This window comes from Sphingomonas sp. SRI_018, from assembly GCF_057586275.1.
The window spans coordinates 341,641-356,866 of the sequence record NZ_JBYCZO010000002.1 but is presented as its reverse complement, the minus strand read 5'-3'; the positions used below and the strand labels follow the sequence as shown (position 1 = coordinate 356,866).

16 protein-coding genes are annotated in these 15,226 nt (G+C 65.2%); 12 read left to right on the top strand and 4 right to left on the bottom strand.

All coding sequences use genetic code 11. The annotated features are described in order from the left end of the window. The first annotated feature begins 123 nt into the window (after window positions 1-123). Window positions 124-1,032, top strand: a complete 909-nt coding sequence (locus AC2YHA_RS13695; protein ID WP_487402044.1) for a hypothetical protein — start codon at window positions 124-126, stop codon at window positions 1,030-1,032. Window positions 1,033-1,165: 133 nt separating this feature from the next. Here the strand turns inward: AC2YHA_RS13695 and groL are convergent, their stop codons facing one another. Both groL and groES read right to left on the bottom strand, forming a co-directional pair. Further along, window positions 1,166-2,785 carry a chaperonin GroEL gene (groL, locus tag AC2YHA_RS13690; RefSeq protein ID WP_487402043.1) on the bottom strand — a complete coding sequence of 540 codons (1,620 nt, stop codon included), beginning with the start codon at window positions 2,783-2,785 and terminating at the stop codon, window positions 1,166-1,168. Between the two features lie 37 nt (window positions 2,786-2,822). After that, window positions 2,823-3,137 (bottom strand): co-chaperone GroES, encoded by a 315-nt coding sequence (gene groES / locus AC2YHA_RS13685; RefSeq protein WP_487402042.1) that lies wholly within the window; start codon window positions 3,135-3,137, stop codon window positions 2,823-2,825. A gap of 156 nt (window positions 3,138-3,293) precedes the next feature. Here groES and AC2YHA_RS13680 point away from each other — a divergent pair, with 156 nt between their 5' ends. The 5 genes from AC2YHA_RS13680 (at window position 3,294) to AC2YHA_RS13660 (ending at window position 8,236) form a co-directional block, all read left to right on the top strand. Then, window positions 3,294-3,629 (top strand): hypothetical protein, encoded by a 336-nt coding sequence (locus AC2YHA_RS13680; RefSeq protein ID WP_487402041.1) that lies wholly within the window; start codon window positions 3,294-3,296, stop codon window positions 3,627-3,629. Beyond that, entirely contained in the window at window positions 3,626-3,895 is a 270-nt protein-coding gene (locus AC2YHA_RS13675; RefSeq protein ID WP_487402040.1) for an usg protein, read from the top strand. The genes AC2YHA_RS13680 and AC2YHA_RS13675 overlap by 4 nt, the downstream gene beginning before the upstream one ends. 177 nt (window positions 3,896-4,072) lie before the next feature. Further along, window positions 4,073-4,564 (top strand): Hsp20 family protein, encoded by a 492-nt coding sequence (locus tag AC2YHA_RS13670; RefSeq protein ID WP_487402039.1) that lies wholly within the window; start codon window positions 4,073-4,075, stop codon window positions 4,562-4,564. A 360-nt stretch (window positions 4,565-4,924) separates the two neighbouring features. Continuing rightward, window positions 4,925-5,290, top strand: a complete 366-nt coding sequence (locus AC2YHA_RS13665; protein WP_487402038.1) for a nuclear transport factor 2 family protein — start codon at window positions 4,925-4,927, stop codon at window positions 5,288-5,290. A gap of 399 nt (window positions 5,291-5,689) precedes the next feature. Beyond that, window positions 5,690-8,236 carry a TonB-dependent receptor plug domain-containing protein gene (locus AC2YHA_RS13660; protein WP_487402037.1) on the top strand — a complete coding sequence of 849 codons (2,547 nt, stop codon included), beginning with the start codon at window positions 5,690-5,692 and terminating at the stop codon, window positions 8,234-8,236. A gap of 186 nt (window positions 8,237-8,422) precedes the next feature. On the opposite strand, the gene AC2YHA_RS13655 is transcribed toward AC2YHA_RS13660, so the two are convergent. Both AC2YHA_RS13655 and AC2YHA_RS13650 read right to left on the bottom strand, forming a co-directional pair. Next, on the bottom strand, window positions 8,423-9,649 hold the full coding sequence (locus AC2YHA_RS13655) for a dipeptidase (RefSeq protein WP_487402036.1): 1,227 nt from the start codon (window positions 9,647-9,649) through the stop codon (window positions 8,423-8,425). Window positions 9,650-9,698: 49 nt separating this feature from the next. Further along, window positions 9,699-10,274 carry a cytochrome c gene (locus AC2YHA_RS13650; protein ID WP_487402035.1) on the bottom strand — a complete coding sequence of 192 codons (576 nt, stop codon included), beginning with the start codon at window positions 10,272-10,274 and terminating at the stop codon, window positions 9,699-9,701. A gap of 216 nt (window positions 10,275-10,490) precedes the next feature. Here AC2YHA_RS13650 and AC2YHA_RS13645 point away from each other — a divergent pair, with 216 nt between their 5' ends. From AC2YHA_RS13645 to AC2YHA_RS13620, 6 genes are all read left to right on the top strand, one after another. Continuing rightward, entirely contained in the window at window positions 10,491-11,369 is an 879-nt protein-coding gene (locus AC2YHA_RS13645) for a hypothetical protein (RefSeq protein ID WP_487402034.1), read from the top strand. 122 nt (window positions 11,370-11,491) lie between these two features. After that, window positions 11,492-12,550, top strand: a complete 1,059-nt coding sequence (locus AC2YHA_RS13640; protein ID WP_487402033.1) for a LysR substrate-binding domain-containing protein — start codon at window positions 11,492-11,494, stop codon at window positions 12,548-12,550. A gap of 66 nt (window positions 12,551-12,616) precedes the next feature. Next, a complete protein-coding gene (locus tag AC2YHA_RS13635; RefSeq protein ID WP_487402032.1) occupies window positions 12,617-13,039 on the top strand; it encodes a DUF6152 family protein in 423 nt (140 codons plus the stop codon). 28 nt (window positions 13,040-13,067) lie between these two features. After that, the gene (locus tag AC2YHA_RS13630; protein ID WP_487402031.1) at window positions 13,068-13,565 is read left to right on the top strand and encodes a DUF6644 family protein; all 498 of its coding nucleotides are present in this window, start codon (window positions 13,068-13,070) and stop codon (window positions 13,563-13,565) included. Window positions 13,566-13,574: 9 nt separating this feature from the next. Further along, window positions 13,575-14,042, top strand: a complete 468-nt coding sequence (locus AC2YHA_RS13625) for a DUF6644 family protein (RefSeq protein WP_487402030.1) — start codon at window positions 13,575-13,577, stop codon at window positions 14,040-14,042. Window positions 14,043-14,440: 398 nt separating this feature from the next. Further along, entirely contained in the window at window positions 14,441-15,220 is a 780-nt protein-coding gene (locus AC2YHA_RS13620; protein ID WP_487402029.1) for a hypothetical protein, read from the top strand. Window positions 15,221-15,226: the final 6 nt, after the last annotated feature.

Below are 15,226 nucleotides of genomic sequence, written 5' to 3'. Positions count from 1 at the left end.
CGAGCACGGAGCATCGGGCGACAATCGTCGGAAACGGCGGCAAGCTGTTCCGGATATGGTTGAACTTAATAATCCGCGGCCATAACCGCCCACGAGTCCAAACTTTGCATGAACAAGGGAATTATGGGGATTGAGGCCGCGCCGCTGCTCGTCCGGAGCGATGCTCGCGCGAACGCGTTCCTGGCTCATCCGCGCCTGCGGCCGGCGCTGGCCGCCTATTGCCGCGAAATGATCGAGATCGATCCCGATGGCTGGCCGATCGCCAAGCTGTTCAACCAGTTCGGCCGCTACATGGTCGGCTTTCTCCAAATCCACCACTATCATGCCTGGCGCCACTATGGCGGGCCGCTGCCGACACTGGCGCGGCTCCAGGCGACGAGCAGCCTCAGTCCACGTCAGACCGCCAGCATCGTGGCCGGCCTGCGCGCCGGCGGGTTGCTGACGATCGAACCTGCTAACAGCCGCTCGCGAGGTCATATTCTCGCGCCGTCGCGTCAACTCACCGCCGCGATTACTCGCTCGATGCTCGCCTTCCTGCGCGCCGCCGATGCGCTCGAGCTCCCGATCGAGCCTCGCGCATCCCGGATCGAGAGCGATTCCACGTTACAGAACGAGCTCGTCTACCGATCGGCCGCGTTCGTGCTGGCCGGCAACGGCACCCTACTCGATCCCTTTCCGCGCGTGATGCATTTCGCGACCAAGGATTGCGGCTATCTCATCCTCGCCGCAGTCATGGCGGCAATCTATGCGCACCTGGCAGAGGAGAATGCGCTTTCGCTGTCCTATCGCAACCTGGCGAGGCATTTCCGCATCTCTCCCTCGCATGTCGGCAATCTGATGACTTTGGCCATGCGCGAGCAATGGTTTGCGACCGATGGCCGCGGCCGTATCGTTCATGCCGAGCAGAGCTTCGTCGATGAATTCGAATATTGGTCGGCATCGGAACTGGCGCACTATGCATCCATCGCCGACTCCATTCTCGCCGGTAAAAGCGAGGTATCCGCCACCGGCGAGCACATTTGGGATCAATAGCCGGCGTACGCCTTCCGGGCCGGACACGGAGGACGCCGTCCGCTGCGTTGGAGCTGCGGTGCTGACAGAATCGCCCCGTCGGTAGTCGTCGCGGAGGGTGGGCTCGGCCGATGGCCGAGCCCATTCTCGTTGATCAATAATCCATCGAAGGCATCGGTGCCGGCTTCTCCTCCTTGGGTAGCTCGGCGACCAATGCCTCGGTCGTGATCAGCAGCGAGGCCACCGACGCCGCATCCTGGAGTGCGGTACGGACCACCTTCGCCGGATCGATGACACCGGCCTTCACCAGGTCCTCATACTCGCCGCTCGCGGCGTTGAAGCCCCAGTTGTAGTCGTTCTGCTCGAGCAGCTTGCCGACGATATAGGCACCGTCCTCGCCGGCATTCTCGGCGATTTGCCGCGCGGGCGCTCGCAGAGCGCGCCGAACGATGTCGATGCCGGACTGCTGGTCGTCGTTGGCGGCCTGGAGGCCTTCCAGCGCCTTCAGCGCGCGCAGCAGCGCGATGCCGCCACCCGGCAGGATGCCTTCCTCCACGGCAGCGCGCGTGGCGTGGAGCGCGTCGTCGACGCGGTCCTTCTTCTCCTTGACCTCGACCTCGGTCGCACCGCCAACGCGGATCACCGCAACGCCGCCGGCGAGCTTCGCGAGGCGCTCCTGGAGCTTCTCGCGATCATAGTCCGACGTGGTCGTCTCGATCTGCTGACGGATCTGCGCGATGCGCCCATCGATGTCGGTCTTGGTGCCGATGCCGTCGACGATCGTCGCGTTGTCCTTGTCGATCACCACCTTCTTCGCGCGGCCGAGCATCGCGACCGTGACATTCTCGAGCTTGGTGCCGAGATCCTCGCTGACCACGTTGCCGCCGGTGAGGATCGCGATGTCCTCGAGCATCGCCTTGCGGCGATCGCCGAAGCCCGGCGCCTTGACCGCCGCGACCTTGAGCCCGCCGCGCAGCTTATTGACGACGAGCGTGGCGAGCGCCTCGCCTTCGACGTCCTCCGCGATGATCAGGAGGGGACGGCCCGACTGCACCACCTTCTCGAGCAGCGGCACCAGCGCCTGGAGGTTGGAGAGCTTCTTCTCGTGGATCAGGATGTAGGGATCATCCAGCTCGACGCGGAGCTTCTCGGTGTTGGTGATGAAATAGGGCGAGAGATAGCCGCGGTCGAACTGCATGCCCTCGACCGTCTCGAGTTCGGTCTCGAGGCTCTTGGCCTCCTCCACGGTGATCACGCCCTCGTTGCCGACCTTGTCCATCGCCTCGGCGAGGATGCGGCCGATCTCGGCATCGCCATTGGCGGAGATGGTGGCGACCTGGGCGATCTCGCTGTTGGCGCTGACCTTCTTCGCATGCGCCTCGAGATCCTTGACCACGGCGTTCACCGCCATGTCGATGCCGCGCTTGACGTCCATCGGGTTCATCCCCGCGGCGACGGCCTTGGAGCCCTCGCGCACGATGGCCTGGGCGAGGACGGTGGCGGTGGTGGTGCCGTCGCCGGCCTGATCGTTCTGCTTGTTGGCGACCTCGCGCAGCATCTGCGCGCCCATGTTCTCGAACTTGTCGGCGAGCTCGATCTCCTTGGCGACGGTGACGCCGTCCTTGGTGATGCGGGGTGCGCCGAAGCTCTTGTCGATCACGACGTTGCGGCCCTTGGGCCCCAACGTCACCTTCACTGCATTCGCAAGCGTATCCACGCCGCGCAGCATGCGATCACGCGCGTCCGACGCAAATTTCACTTCCTTGGCAGCCATTGCTCAAATCACTCCTTTCCTTGCCAATCGGTTGAAGTCAGGCAGCCTTGCGCAGCTCCGCGGTCGTCTCGATCACGCCGAGGATGTCGCTTTCCTTCATGATGAGCAGCTCCTCGCCGTCGATCTTGACCTCGGTGCCGGACCATTTGCCGAACAGGATGCGATCGCCGGGCTGGACCAAGAGCTCGACGAGCTTGCCGCTGTCATCGCGCGCGCCCGCGCCGACGGCGACGACTTCGCCCTCCTGCGGTTTTTCCTTCGCGGTGTCGGGAATGATGATGCCGCCCGCGGTCTTCTCCTCGGCCTCGATGCGACGGACGAGCACGCGGTCGTGCAAGGGACGGAAATGCATCTGCAAAACCTCCATTTGCCAGCAATGTTCGTGAAGGGTCGCCGCCCGAATGCGGCACGGCGACCGCGGGCGCCGGAGGAAACGGACAGCCGCTTCCGGACACCCGCAGCGCCTATTTAGCACTCTGGCCCAGCGACTGCCAAGAGGGATTCTTACGTGATCTTGAGCTTGAAGCTGATGATAAGGTTCAACAAATTACATGCTCGGGCGTTCGTGCCCGAGGAAAAGGAGCGACTGAAGGAAGGAGGTTATCGCGTGTCGAACAGCGCTCGGCTTCCATTCAAGAGTCCGAAGGACGTTCTCGCACACTCGGCGATCATGCCCGAGGTCAAACGCATGGTGCTCGCCTCCTGGGCATCCGACCGATTTGCGGTCGAGTCCCAGCCGGCGCTGCGCAAGCCGCCTGAGTTGCCACATCCGGTTCCGGTTGACGATGTGCTCGCGGCTCTTCGCCAGCTCGACAGGCCGGAGGAAGGAGCGAGGGTCCAGTGACCGATCGTGCCCTTCTGGCCCAGCTCGAAGGCTATGGACTGACGCTGGCGGAAATTCACTATCACCGTCCCGACGCGCCGTCGCTGCTGCAGCTGTTCGTCTGGCAGGAATATGATCTGGCGCCCGATTTTCCGGTGCTGCTGGATTTCCTCGATCACTGGCGCCGCGAGATCGAGGCGGCGCTCCATTCGGTGCGGATCGAACATGAGCGGCTGATCCGGCCGGCCGAGTGGCGCGCCGTCGATGGCATCATCTCGATCGAGTGAACCGCAGGCTGCTCCCCACGTGCGGAAACGATGCGAAACAAGCCCTTGAAACCTCTTGAAAGCCGTTTCGCCCGAACCAGATAAATGCTGCCGGATGCCGGCATGGATCCGGCATGGAGAGCGTCCGCTCTCTCGGACGCATCTTCATAGACTCGTTGCTCATAGGAGGACTTGGATATGAGGACCAACTACGACTTCTCGCCGTTCCGGCGCTCGACGGTCGGCTTCGACCGATTGTTCGATCTGCTCGAGAACGGCCTCACTTCGCAGATCACCGACGGCTACCCGCCGTTCGACCTCGTCCGCGACGGCGAGGACCGCTACCGCATCAACATGGCGGTGGCCGGCTTCCGTCCCGACGAGATCGAAGTGACTGCGCAGCAGAACATGCTGCTCGTCACCGGCCGCAAGAAGGACAGCGACGACAGCCGCTATATCCATCGCGGCATCGCCGCGCGCGACTTCGAGCGCCGATTCGGCTTGGCAGACTATGTCCAGGTGAAGAATGCGGACCTTCAGGACGGCATGCTCTCGATCGAGTTGGTGCGCGAGATCCCCGAGGCGATGAAGCCGCGCAAGATCGCGATCGGCTCGGGCGGCGAGGACGGCCGCCGCATCGAGGACTCCTCGAAGGCCATGACCGAAACCAGGCAGCTCGAAGCTGCCTAGGACGATCGGGTCCGCCGCGCCGCTCAGGGCGGCGGGCCCATTTGCCAGCAAACCAAGGAGAGAATCATGGCTATGCGTGATCTGATCCCGTGGCGCCGGCAGGAGAATACGGCGCCCGCGCTCTTCCGCGACGAGGAGCGGAGCCCCATTTCCACTCAATTATTGACGTCTGAAGCCGGTTAGACCGCACCGAGACTGGACCGGCAGGAAACGCCCCGTTTGCCACCGTTCCGGTTCGAGATCGGGCGGCTTGATACCTGTCTTTCATCGGAATGACTTGAGTGTGCGGTACGGTATCGCCCAATGATATGTTCGCGGGCACGTGATGGGTGGCCAAGCACGTAAGCACGGGAGGTAATTTTGTCGGAAGCGCCAGAAGTCGAACTGTTGCACGCGAGCATTCAGCGCGTCTGGAACGAACGCGACGACGCCGCCCGGCTCGCTGCAATCGACGAAATCTACCATACCGATGCAACAATCTTCGAGCCGACACGTGCCGTCAGCGGGCATCAAGCCATCTCCGAGGTCGTGGCGGGCGTCCTTGCCGACATGCCGGCCGGATTCCGCTTCGAAATCGACGGGCCGGGCTTAGGGCATCACGGCGTCGCTACGGCGCGGTGGAAAGGCGGCCCGCCTGGTGAAATCACCGTGACCGGCGTCGATGTTGCCCGTGCGAAAGACGGGAAGCTGATCGAGCACTATTTCTTCTTCAATCCTGCGCAGTGAGAAGTCGCAGGAGGGCCGTCTGTTCCGCTGAAACGAGCGTGGTAGGCCTTCGGTGTCAATAGGTGGGCAGCCAATCCCCATTCAACTCTCAAGTGACGGTCCGAAGTGGGGTCTGTGGCCGCCCCTCGATGACCGCTCCATTCCCTCATGCGACTAACTCACCTGCCGCCCGAACTAAGATGAGAAGACCGCGCTCATCGAACTGTGCCATCGAACGCTGACGGAGTGCGCACCATAGATCGACCCCACATGCCGCGTCAGTTCTCACCCATTCGCGCACCGTGCGACATCGGCGATGCCGATCACGTCCGCTGACATAAGCATGTAACCAATCGCCATGACCGGGCGGCGCCTGCCTGCCCTAGCACCCCTCCATTCGGGATTTCGATCGGGGGGCTCATGCGATCACCAGCAACTTTCGTCGGCCGCACATCGGTTGCAGCGCTTGCGCTGGCCCTGGGGCATATGGCCCATGCCCAGGAGACGCCGGCCGCGGCGGAGAACGAGGCGAACACCATCCTCGTCACCGGCTCGCGCGCGGCGAACCGTACCGCGGCGGAGAGCCCAGCGCCGGTCGACATCCTGTCGAGCGATGCGGTGGACAAGGCGAAGAAGGCCAATCTGCTCGAGACGCTCAACTCGCTGCTGCCGTCCTTCAACCTGCCCAATGTCGGCACGCCGAACGTCGGCAGCATGGTCCGCGCCGGCCAGCTGCGCGGCCTCAATCCGGACCAGACGCTGGTGCTGGTCAACGGCAAGCGGCGCCACTCGACGGCATTCCTCGGCGCGGGCGGCTTCAGCGCGTCGGCACCCGCCGATCTCTCGCTGATTCCGAGCGGCGCGATCTCGCGGATCGAGGTGCTGCGCGACGGCGCCTCGGCGATCTATGGGTCGGATGCGATCGCCGGGGTCATCAACATCATCACCGACAAATCGGCCGAAGGCGGCGAAGTCTCGGCGCGTGTCGGCCGCTTCTATGAGGGAGACGGCCTCACTCGACAGTTCAAGGCCGACCTGGGGGTGAAGCTCGGCGAGGGCGGCTTCCTGCATCTCGCCGGACAGATCGACGACCAGAAGATCGTCATCCGCAACAGCCCGATCCCTTCGAGCTTCCTGTTCTACTTCCCGCTCAACGCGTCGGGGCAGCAGATCCTGCCCGCGGGCAATCTCTCCTCGTCCCCGCGCCTGCCCGCCGGCGCCACCCCCAATCCGCGCGAGGCGACGCGCGACAACAATGCGTGGATCAACCAGGGCCATGCGCCGTTCCGGCTGGAGACGATCAGCGGCGACATCGGACAGAAGCTCGGCGAGACCGCCGAACTGTACGGCTTCGCCACCTTTGCCCATCGCACCTCCTCGGCGCCGCAGAACTTCCGGCATCCGAGCCGCGACGAGGTGGTCCGCGCCATCTATCCGGACGGGTTCACGCCCGTCGAGGCGATCAGCGAGGACGATTACGCGATCACCGCCGGCATCCGCGGCGACGATCTCGCCGGGTGGAATTGGGACCTCAGTTCCACCTATGGCCGCGACGTCATCGACATTTACGTCCGCAACTCGATCAACCCGACCTACGGGCTGCAGAGCCAGACGAACTTCTACATCGGCCGCGTCGCCTATTCGGACTGGACCAACAATCTCGACCTGCGCCGCAGCTACACCGACCTGCTGCCCTTCCCGATCGATGTGGCATTCGGCGCGGAGTATCGCGAGGAGCGGCACGCCCTCACCCCCGGCGACCGTCAGTCTTATACCCATGGCGGCCAGCCGGTGCTCGACGGCCCCAATGCCGGCAAGAGACTCGGCGCGTCGCTCGGCGGATCCCAGGCCCTGCCCGGCTTCCGCCCGGAGGACGAGACCCACAGCCGGCGCTGGGCGCTGTCCACCTATGGCGACGTCGCGCTCCATCCGACGCCCGATCTGCTGATCGATCTCGCCGGACGCTTCGAGCGCTATTCGGATTTCGGGAACACCGTCACCGGGCGCGCCACCGCACGCTATGATTTCGGCGGCGGCTTCGCGCTGCGCGGCACGATCAGCAACGGCTTTCATGCGCCGGCGCTCGCGGCTCAAGCGTACAAGAACACCGGCAACGCCAACACCTCGGTCAATCATGTCCTCCAGGTGAACTCGCCCGAAGCGCGGGCGCTGGGGGCCAAGCCGCTCAAGCCCGAGAAATCGACCAACTACAGCGTCGGCGTCGTCGCCGAGCCCGTGCAGGGGCTCAGCATCGCGGTCGATGCCTATCAGATCGACGTGCGCGATCGCATCGCCCAGTCGACCACCTTCCGCGAGGAGCTCTATCCAGGATCCGGCGTGCTGGTGGAGGCGGCGGGGTTCGGCCGGCTGGACGGCATCAGCTATTTCATCAACGCCGCCGACAGCCGCACCCGCGGCATCGAGGCGACGATCGAACACGGTTTCGACCTCGGTTCATGGGGCCGGATCAACTGGTCGCTCGCCGGTAATTTCAACGACACCAAGGTCACGCGGATCGCGCCGACGCCCGCGGTGCTGGCAGCGTTCAACATCCCGGTGTTCAGCACCGGATCGCAGAACACGCTGCGCTATCTCTCCCCGCGCGACAAGGAGATCCTGACCGTCAACTGGCGCAAGGGGCCAGTGTCGCTGCTGGTGCGCGAGACGCACTATGGAAAGATCAGGCGGTTCGGCACCCCGACCACGGTCGCGACCTCCGGCTCTTATGCCGGGCTGACCGAGATCGAATACAGCGTCGGCGGTCTGTGGGTCACCGATCTCGACATCTCGGTCGATCTCACCAGGCAGCTCACGCTGAGCGGGAGCATCAACAACCTGTTCGACGTCAAGCCGGCCAGGCTGCCGCAACCGCTGCTCGCGGCCTATCAGGAATATTCCTACACCAACAACGGGCCGATCAGCGCCGCCGGCGGTTTCTGGTCGGTCGCGCTGAGGTACAAATTCTAGGGTCTGTTCAAATGAAGTGGAAGCGTGCTCCTGCGAAGGCAGGAGCCCTGGATTACCGGGTGGCGCTTGTGGCCAAAGCTCCTGCCTTCGCAGGAGCACAGACACCGTTTCTATCGGGCCAGGACAGACTCTAGGAAAGGCCCGCGCTCCGATTTCGGGGCGCGGGCAGAACGGAGCAGGCTTCGCTCATCTGGCCACGACGTAACCGGGGTTCCTCGCATCGATCGCGGCCTGCCACACGCGCAGCAGATTGCTGCCCCAGAGCTTGTCGATGTCGCCTTGCGAATAGCCTCGGCGCCTGAGCTCGGCGGTCACGTTCGCCGTCTCGCCGACGTTCGACCAGCCGGTCACGCCGCCGCCATGGTTGAAGTCGGACGCGATCGCGACATGGTCGACGCCGATGCGTTTCACCGCGAGGTCGATCGCGTCGACGAACTCGGACAGGCTGGCCTTCGGTTCGGCGGCGCGGATGGCCGCCAGGCGTCTGGCATAGTCCGCCTGACGGTCCGACGGGAGCGTCCCGGCGCCGGTGGCGGGGAGGCCGAACTCCTGCTTCAACGCAGCGATCGCCGCCTGCGTCGCGGCGCTGTCGATATGCGTATAGGCGCTGAACGCGACGATGCCGATCACCCCGCCCTTGGCCTTGAGCGCGTCGAGCTGCGCGTCGGTGAGGTTGCGCGGGACGTCCACCCGGCCGCGCAGGCCCGAATGGCTCGCGATCACGGGCGCGCGGCTCAGCGCCAGCACCTGATCGAACGCGCGATCGGAAAGCTGCGATACGTCGATCACGGCGCCGAGATCGTTGAGCCGCGTCACCGCGTCGCGCCCGAGTGGCGACAGGCCGCCGTTCTCGTCGGCCTTGTCGCCCCGCGCCAGCGCCGGCCGCGAGGAATCGGCGAACTGATTGTTGCCGGCGTGGACGAACCCGAAGAACCGGACGCCTCGCCCATACCAGCGGTCAATCTCGTCGAGGTCGTCACCGAGCGGCCAGGCGTTGAGCAGCGTCTCGACGACGGCGAACTTTCCCGCCTGCACGATGCGCCGGACATCGTCGGGCGCCAGCGCCAGCTCCGCGCCGGCCTTTCCGTCGGTCAGCGAGCGCAATGCACGATAATGCGCGGTCAGCGACCATTTCGCTTCGGCGAGCGCCGCGGGGCTGCGATCGCCCTGCGGTACGAACAGCGCGATACCGGCGGCGGTGAGACCGCCCTGCCGCGCACGCTGCAGATCGAACTGCGAGGCGGGGTCCGCAACGCCGGTCCATTCGGGCGACGCGGCGGACGGCGGCAGGTCGAGATGGGGATCGAAGACGATCGACTGCCCATGTGCCGCTTGCGCCAACGCGAGCAGCGATGCGCCGAGCAAGCCCAGCACATGGCGGCGGGCAGGTTTCGGATGAGCGTTCGAGGTCATGATCTTTCCCTTCGTCATTCGACCGCACCGCTGCTTGCGGTTGGGCGGGCTAGAGCCGGTGCTTCTCGAATTCCTCCGCCGCCGGCATCGCCTGGGGCCTGGTGCGCGGGTGCCAGTATTGGAAATGGCAGGCGTCGCAGGCCGCATCGAGCCGCTCGCCCGCCGTCAGCACGGCCGAGGTGTCGCGCTTGCGAAGCGCAGCAAGGATCTCGCGCGCGGCCTGATCCAGTGTCTGCACCTGCGCCCGGAATGCGGCAGGGTCCGCCTGAATGTCGCGATCGATCTCGGCACCGGTCCGGGTGCCGAGCGTGTCGGCATCGGCGACCTCGGCATTCGGCGGCACCGCCGGCGGCAAGCCGTCGAGCTGCTTCGCCGCGTCGATCAGATGCAGCGCCTGCTCCTCCAGCTTGTGCCAATCCGCCTCGGTGCGGGGCTCGGCAGTCCGCGTACCCGCCGCCGTCTCGACCGTGCCGACCGCCGCCCAGATCGCATCCGCCGACGGATCGACCCCATCGGCCATGATCGACTGGATGGTCCCGCGAGGGAGCGGTTCGTGACGCCCGGCCGTGCCTCCGCAACCGGTCAGGACAATCGCGGACAGGATTGCGGCCAGGCGCCTCGGCATCGTCGACTCCGAACAGGGAGCCCTTGCCTCCGATCCGCAGCCGTTTCGCGCAAAGAACCAATGGCTATGACGAAGTGAGCGATCGGCATGACCCGCGCCGCGGCATAGCCACATGACGAGTTGTTATGGGCGCGCGCTCCCGCCGTCGCCCATAATCGCGCCTTCCAGATTTTCTCGGAGGATCAGGTGGGCGATCGAGCGAAACGCGTTGCGGCGATGGTGGCCATGCTGGCATTTGCCTCACCGCTGGCAGCGCAGCAGGCGCCCGGACCCGCCGCGGCCAAATACGGCAGCGACTTCGGCGAAGGCTCCAGCCTGCGCGGCGAGGAGCCGACCGGTCCGTCCCGTCCGGCCCCGCGCGGGCTGGACGGCAAGCCCGACCTCACCGGCTATTGGAAACCGCTGCGCGAGCCGGGAAAACCGGGCGGGAACATCGGCAAGGACCAGCCCAGTTTCCAGCTGCCGTTCACGCCGGCCGGAAAGGCCGCGCTGGAATATAATCTCACCAAGACGATCGACCCGGAGGCGCTCTGCATCCTGGGCGGCATTCCGCGGCACAACGCCAGCGGACTGCCCTTCGAGATCCTGCACACGCCGCAGCGGCTCGCGGTGCTCTATCTCTACAACACCCATCGCTTCGTCCCGATCGACGGGCGCGAGCGCGATCCCGACCAGGAGCCGCGCTACTTCGGCAATCCGATCGGGCATTGGGAGGGCGACACGCTCGTCATCGAGACCAGCGGCTTCCACGACAGCAGCGAGGGCAAGCTGTGGATCGACGAGAATGCCAACCCGCAGAGCGATGCGACGGTGGTCGAGGAACGCTGGACGCGGCCCGACCATGACCACATCCACCTCGAAATGAAGGTGACGGACTCCAAATACTATACGCGCCCCTTCACCTTCTCGCGCACCTGGGTGCTCGGGAAGCCGCGCGAAGGGCTCAGCGAATATGCCTGCAACGAGAACAACATCGACGCCGCCCACATCGGTCCCGGTCCCGGCCCGATCGGCCCCGACGGCAACCGCGGCAAGGATTACGGCGCCTTGCCGGACGTCCCGCCCTCACCCGACGACTATGACGACAAGAAGTGAGGCATGAGGGCCTGGAAGCGAAACTATCTTTATATCCCATCAAATCAGTAGAGATTACCCCCGACATAGACAGAGGGGGGTACGATGGGGATCGAGGCCGATGCCGTGGGACGCGCGCCGCGATGACGCTGGCGCAGCTTCGTTATCTGCTGGCGATCGTCGATGCGGGGCTCAACATCACGGTCGCGGCGGAGCGCGTGAACGCGACCCAGCCCGGCCTGTCGAAGCAGCTCAAGCAACTCGAGGATGAGCTGGGCGTGCAGCTCTTCGTCCGCCGCGGACGCAACCTCGAACGGCTGACCGCCGCGGGCGAGGAGATCGTCGAGCGCGCGCGCATCATCGCGGCGGAAGCGGAGAACATCCGGTCGTTCGTCGCCAACCAGCGATCGGACATGGGTGGCTCGCTGTGCATCGAGACCACGCACATCCAGGCGCAGTTCGTGCTGCCGCATATCCTGCCGCAGCTGCGGCGCGCCTATCCCGACCTCGACGTCGAGCTCGGCTTCGCCGCCGACGCGAGCGAGGCGAACCGCCACAAGGCGGACGCGGACCTGATGCTGTTCAGCACCGACGGGCGGCTGCCGGCCGGCGACGTGGCGATCCCGCTGTTCAGCTGGGATCCGGTGGCGCTGGTGCCGGGGAATCATCCGCTGGCCCAGCGCTCGCTTCCGCCGACCCTGGCCGAGCTCGCGCGCTTCCCGCTCATCACCTACGATACGTCGCGGACGGCGCCGCTGTCGCTTGCCCGCACCTTCCTGGAGGCGGGTCTCGCGCCGCGCTTCGCCTATACGCTGCGCGACGCCGAGGTGATCAAGGCGATGACGCGGCGCGGCCTGGGTGTCGGGCTGCTCGCGGAAATGGGCGTCGATCCCGGCGGTGAAGAGGGGCTGGCAGTCGTCCCGCTCGACGGCCTGTTCCGGCCGTGCGTGACCTGGGCCGTGCTGCGGCGCGACCGCGTGCTGCGCGCGCCGCTGGTCGAGCTGATCGCGCTGCTGTCCGGCCTCAACCGGCAGGCGATCGTCCGCATCGCGAACGGCGATGAGACTTATCCCGCCGACCTCGCCCTGCCGCGCTGGCCCGAGCGCCTGGAGATGCTGCGCGGCATCGGCGCGGGCGGCACCCTCCCCCGCGCGCGGCTGCGCCTCGCCAGCGCCTTCGGAACGGCGGTTGGCATGAGCTGATAGCCAATCGCTATTGGCGGCGCGGGACGCCGCCGTTGCACTCGCACGATCAAAGGAGATGACGTCATGCGCCCGTTCCTGTTGCTTCTCGCCTCTGCGACTGCGCTGACCGCGACCGCGGCAGCGGCCCATCATTCCTTCTCGGCGATGTACGACGCCAGCAAGCCGGTCCGGCTGGTCGGCAAGCTGACCAAGATCGAGTGGACCAATCCCCATTCCTATTTCTACGTCGACGTCGTCGGACGGAACGGCAAGGTGACGAACTGGGCCTGCGAGGGGGCGGGGCCGGGCGCGCTGTCCCGCCGCGGCTTCAAGAAGGGCGACATCAAGATCGGCGACACGCTGATCGTCGACGGCTATCTGGCCAAGAGCGGCGCCAAGATCGTCGACGCGCGCCGGGTGACGCTGCCCAACGGCACCGTGGTCAACGGCGGGACGCCGGGCGACGGCGGTCCGGAAGCGGCGCCCGCCGGCCGCCGGCCGTCCTGAGCGCGGCCGACAATCCCCTCCCCGTTCCATGTCGCTCACCTACCAAGCCATCCACTGGATCGCCGAGACCGGCTGGGCCACCGCGCTGCGCGAATCGGAAATCGTCTTTCCGGTGGTCCAGACCTTCCACATCCTCGGCCTCGGGCTGCTCGTCGGGACCATCGCGATCGTCGACCTGAGGCTGCTCGGCGCCGTGCTCGCCCGCCAGCCGGCGGCGCTGGTCGCGCGCCAGTTCCTGCCGCTCACCTGGATCGGCTTCGCCGTGATGGCGATCAGCGGCAGCCTGCTGTTCGCCGCCCAGGCCGAGCATATCTGGCAGAACGGCTTCCTCCGCGCGAAGCTCGTGCTGCTGGTGCTCGCCGGCCTCAACATGGCCGTGTTCCATGCGACGAGCTATCGCCGGATCGCGGCGTGGGGCGCGGTGGACCACCCGATCCCTCTCGCGGTCAAGGCGGCGGCGCTCGCTTCGCTGCTGCTCTGGGCGGGGATCATCACCGCCGGGCGCCTGATCGCCTATTTTGTCTGAAGGGCCGTCATGTCGCTGCTGAAGCTGTTCGAAGCGCTGGGGAACACACCTCCGGGCCAATTCCTGCGGGAGTCGACCACTGCCTTCGCTCTCACCGAGGCGGCGCATCTCATCGCGTTGTCGCTGCTCGGCGGGGTTGTCGCCGCAGTCGGGCTGTCGACCGCCGGGATACTTGTGCGGCGCGACTGGGCCGGCGCTTTGGCGGATGCGCTCCGCCCGCTGTTCGTCGGCGCGCTGCTGATGGTGGTGCTTTCCGGGGCGGGGCTGGTCGCCGCCGGACCCTATAAATACTATACGAATCCCGTCTTCTGGGTGAAGCTCGTGCTGCTCGCCGCGGCGGTCGCCGGCTATGCGATCCTCGACCGGCGATTGACCTTTGGAGACCATCCGAGCCGGTATTGGCGGGTGGCCGGTGTGGTCGTGGTCGCAGCGTGGCTCTCGGTCGCGATCGCGGGAAGGCTGATCGGCCTGATCTGACGCACCGGCAAGCGCCGCCTCCGTTCGCGCCCACCAACAGGCTACAACGGCAAGCTCGCCGCCAATTACCTCGCCATGATCCAGCTCGCCTCGATGCGGCGGTGGCTCCGCTCTTATGAGTCATCGTGTAATTTGTGGCTGCTTCCTCGGGCCGGCTGGGCGGCGCACCTTCTGGTTGTCGAACTGAAAGAGGAAAGCAGCCATGAAGCACTATGCCGGAATCGATCTGTCGATGGAAACATCGCACGCCGATGGGCGAAAGAGGTTTCGCCAATAGGTCATCCCACATTCATATCGGATTGTATCTCTTCTGTCTGGCGAGGTAGATGATGATCGAGTTCTTTTGATCCAGGTAGGATGGTCTGGATTCCTGTGTGAAGTCATCGAGGAGAAATGACGTGCGCATTCGATTTCTGACGCCGTTTCTGGCCGCTGTCGCAGCTTTCCCCGGTTCTGCAAGCGCGCAGATATTCGATACGGATTTCGGAGCGATGATTCTGAATCAGAATATTGGCTCCATCAACACCTACAATACACAAATGGACCGTATCAACAGCGAGCGACGGGCTTCGGAAAGGGGCAAGCAGCAGCAATCGTCGCGGCCCAACTCCCCCATTCCTGCGGCAACCATGGAACGGCTAAAAGAGACGGTAATCGACGTGCTTGATCCGGAATATGGACGCCGCCTCGCAGCCTATGGCTCGACGAGTTCAAGGAATTGGGTGAGCACCACTTTGAAGAGTGTCGGGGGACAGGTCGGGGCGCTCACGCCGGAGTATCATCGCCGCGTCCGTTCTAGCGGACAAAAAGCAGCCGACAACTGGCTTACGTCCCGCACGCGTCAGATCGCCAGCAGCTATGTAAGCACTGGTGGAACAGAAGCTGGCACAGCGCCGGCATCTACCGGAGTCGTTCCGGATTACGTTCTTGAACGCACACAGGCGGCGGCTTTCACCAATCTGCAAGGTGAATATCGTCGCCGCGCTTCCTCTTATGGCAAGGCGGATGCGGACCGATGGATGAGCGCGGCGGCCCGCGAAGTCGGACGGCAGACCGGGGCGCTCGGACCTGAATATCTCCGGCGCGTCAGCAGCCAGGGCAGCACACAGGCGGCCGATTGGTATGAGACGCAGGCGCGAGAAATCAGCCGCCGCTATATCGAGAAAAGCAGGCAATGATCCCAA

What these genes read in the sequence shown, in the direction of transcription:
- AC2YHA_RS13695 (WP_487402044.1), top strand. Translation starts at nt 124, where the DNA reads ATGGGGATTGAGGCCGCGCCGCTGCTCGTCCGGAGCGATGCTCGCGCG.
- groL (WP_487402043.1), bottom strand. Translation starts at nt 2,785, where the DNA reads ATGGCTGCCAAGGAAGTGAAATTTGCGTCGGACGCGCGTGATCGCATG.
- groES (WP_487402042.1), bottom strand. Translation starts at nt 3,137, where the DNA reads ATGCATTTCCGTCCCTTGCACGACCGCGTGCTCGTCCGTCGCATCGAG.
- AC2YHA_RS13670 (WP_487402039.1), top strand. Translation starts at nt 4,073, where the DNA reads ATGAGGACCAACTACGACTTCTCGCCGTTCCGGCGCTCGACGGTCGGC.
- AC2YHA_RS13660 (WP_487402037.1), top strand. Translation starts at nt 5,690, where the DNA reads ATGCGATCACCAGCAACTTTCGTCGGCCGCACATCGGTTGCAGCGCTT.
- AC2YHA_RS13655 (WP_487402036.1), bottom strand. Translation starts at nt 9,649, where the DNA reads ATGACCTCGAACGCTCATCCGAAACCTGCCCGCCGCCATGTGCTGGGC.
- AC2YHA_RS13650 (WP_487402035.1), bottom strand. Translation starts at nt 10,274, where the DNA reads ATGCCGAGGCGCCTGGCCGCAATCCTGTCCGCGATTGTCCTGACCGGT.
- AC2YHA_RS13645 (WP_487402034.1), top strand. Translation starts at nt 10,491, where the DNA reads ATGGTGGCCATGCTGGCATTTGCCTCACCGCTGGCAGCGCAGCAGGCG.
- AC2YHA_RS13640 (WP_487402033.1), top strand. Translation starts at nt 11,492, where the DNA reads ATGACGCTGGCGCAGCTTCGTTATCTGCTGGCGATCGTCGATGCGGGG.
- AC2YHA_RS13635 (WP_487402032.1), top strand. Translation starts at nt 12,617, where the DNA reads ATGCGCCCGTTCCTGTTGCTTCTCGCCTCTGCGACTGCGCTGACCGCG.
- AC2YHA_RS13630 (WP_487402031.1), top strand. Translation starts at nt 13,068, where the DNA reads ATGTCGCTCACCTACCAAGCCATCCACTGGATCGCCGAGACCGGCTGG.
- AC2YHA_RS13625 (WP_487402030.1), top strand. Translation starts at nt 13,575, where the DNA reads ATGTCGCTGCTGAAGCTGTTCGAAGCGCTGGGGAACACACCTCCGGGC.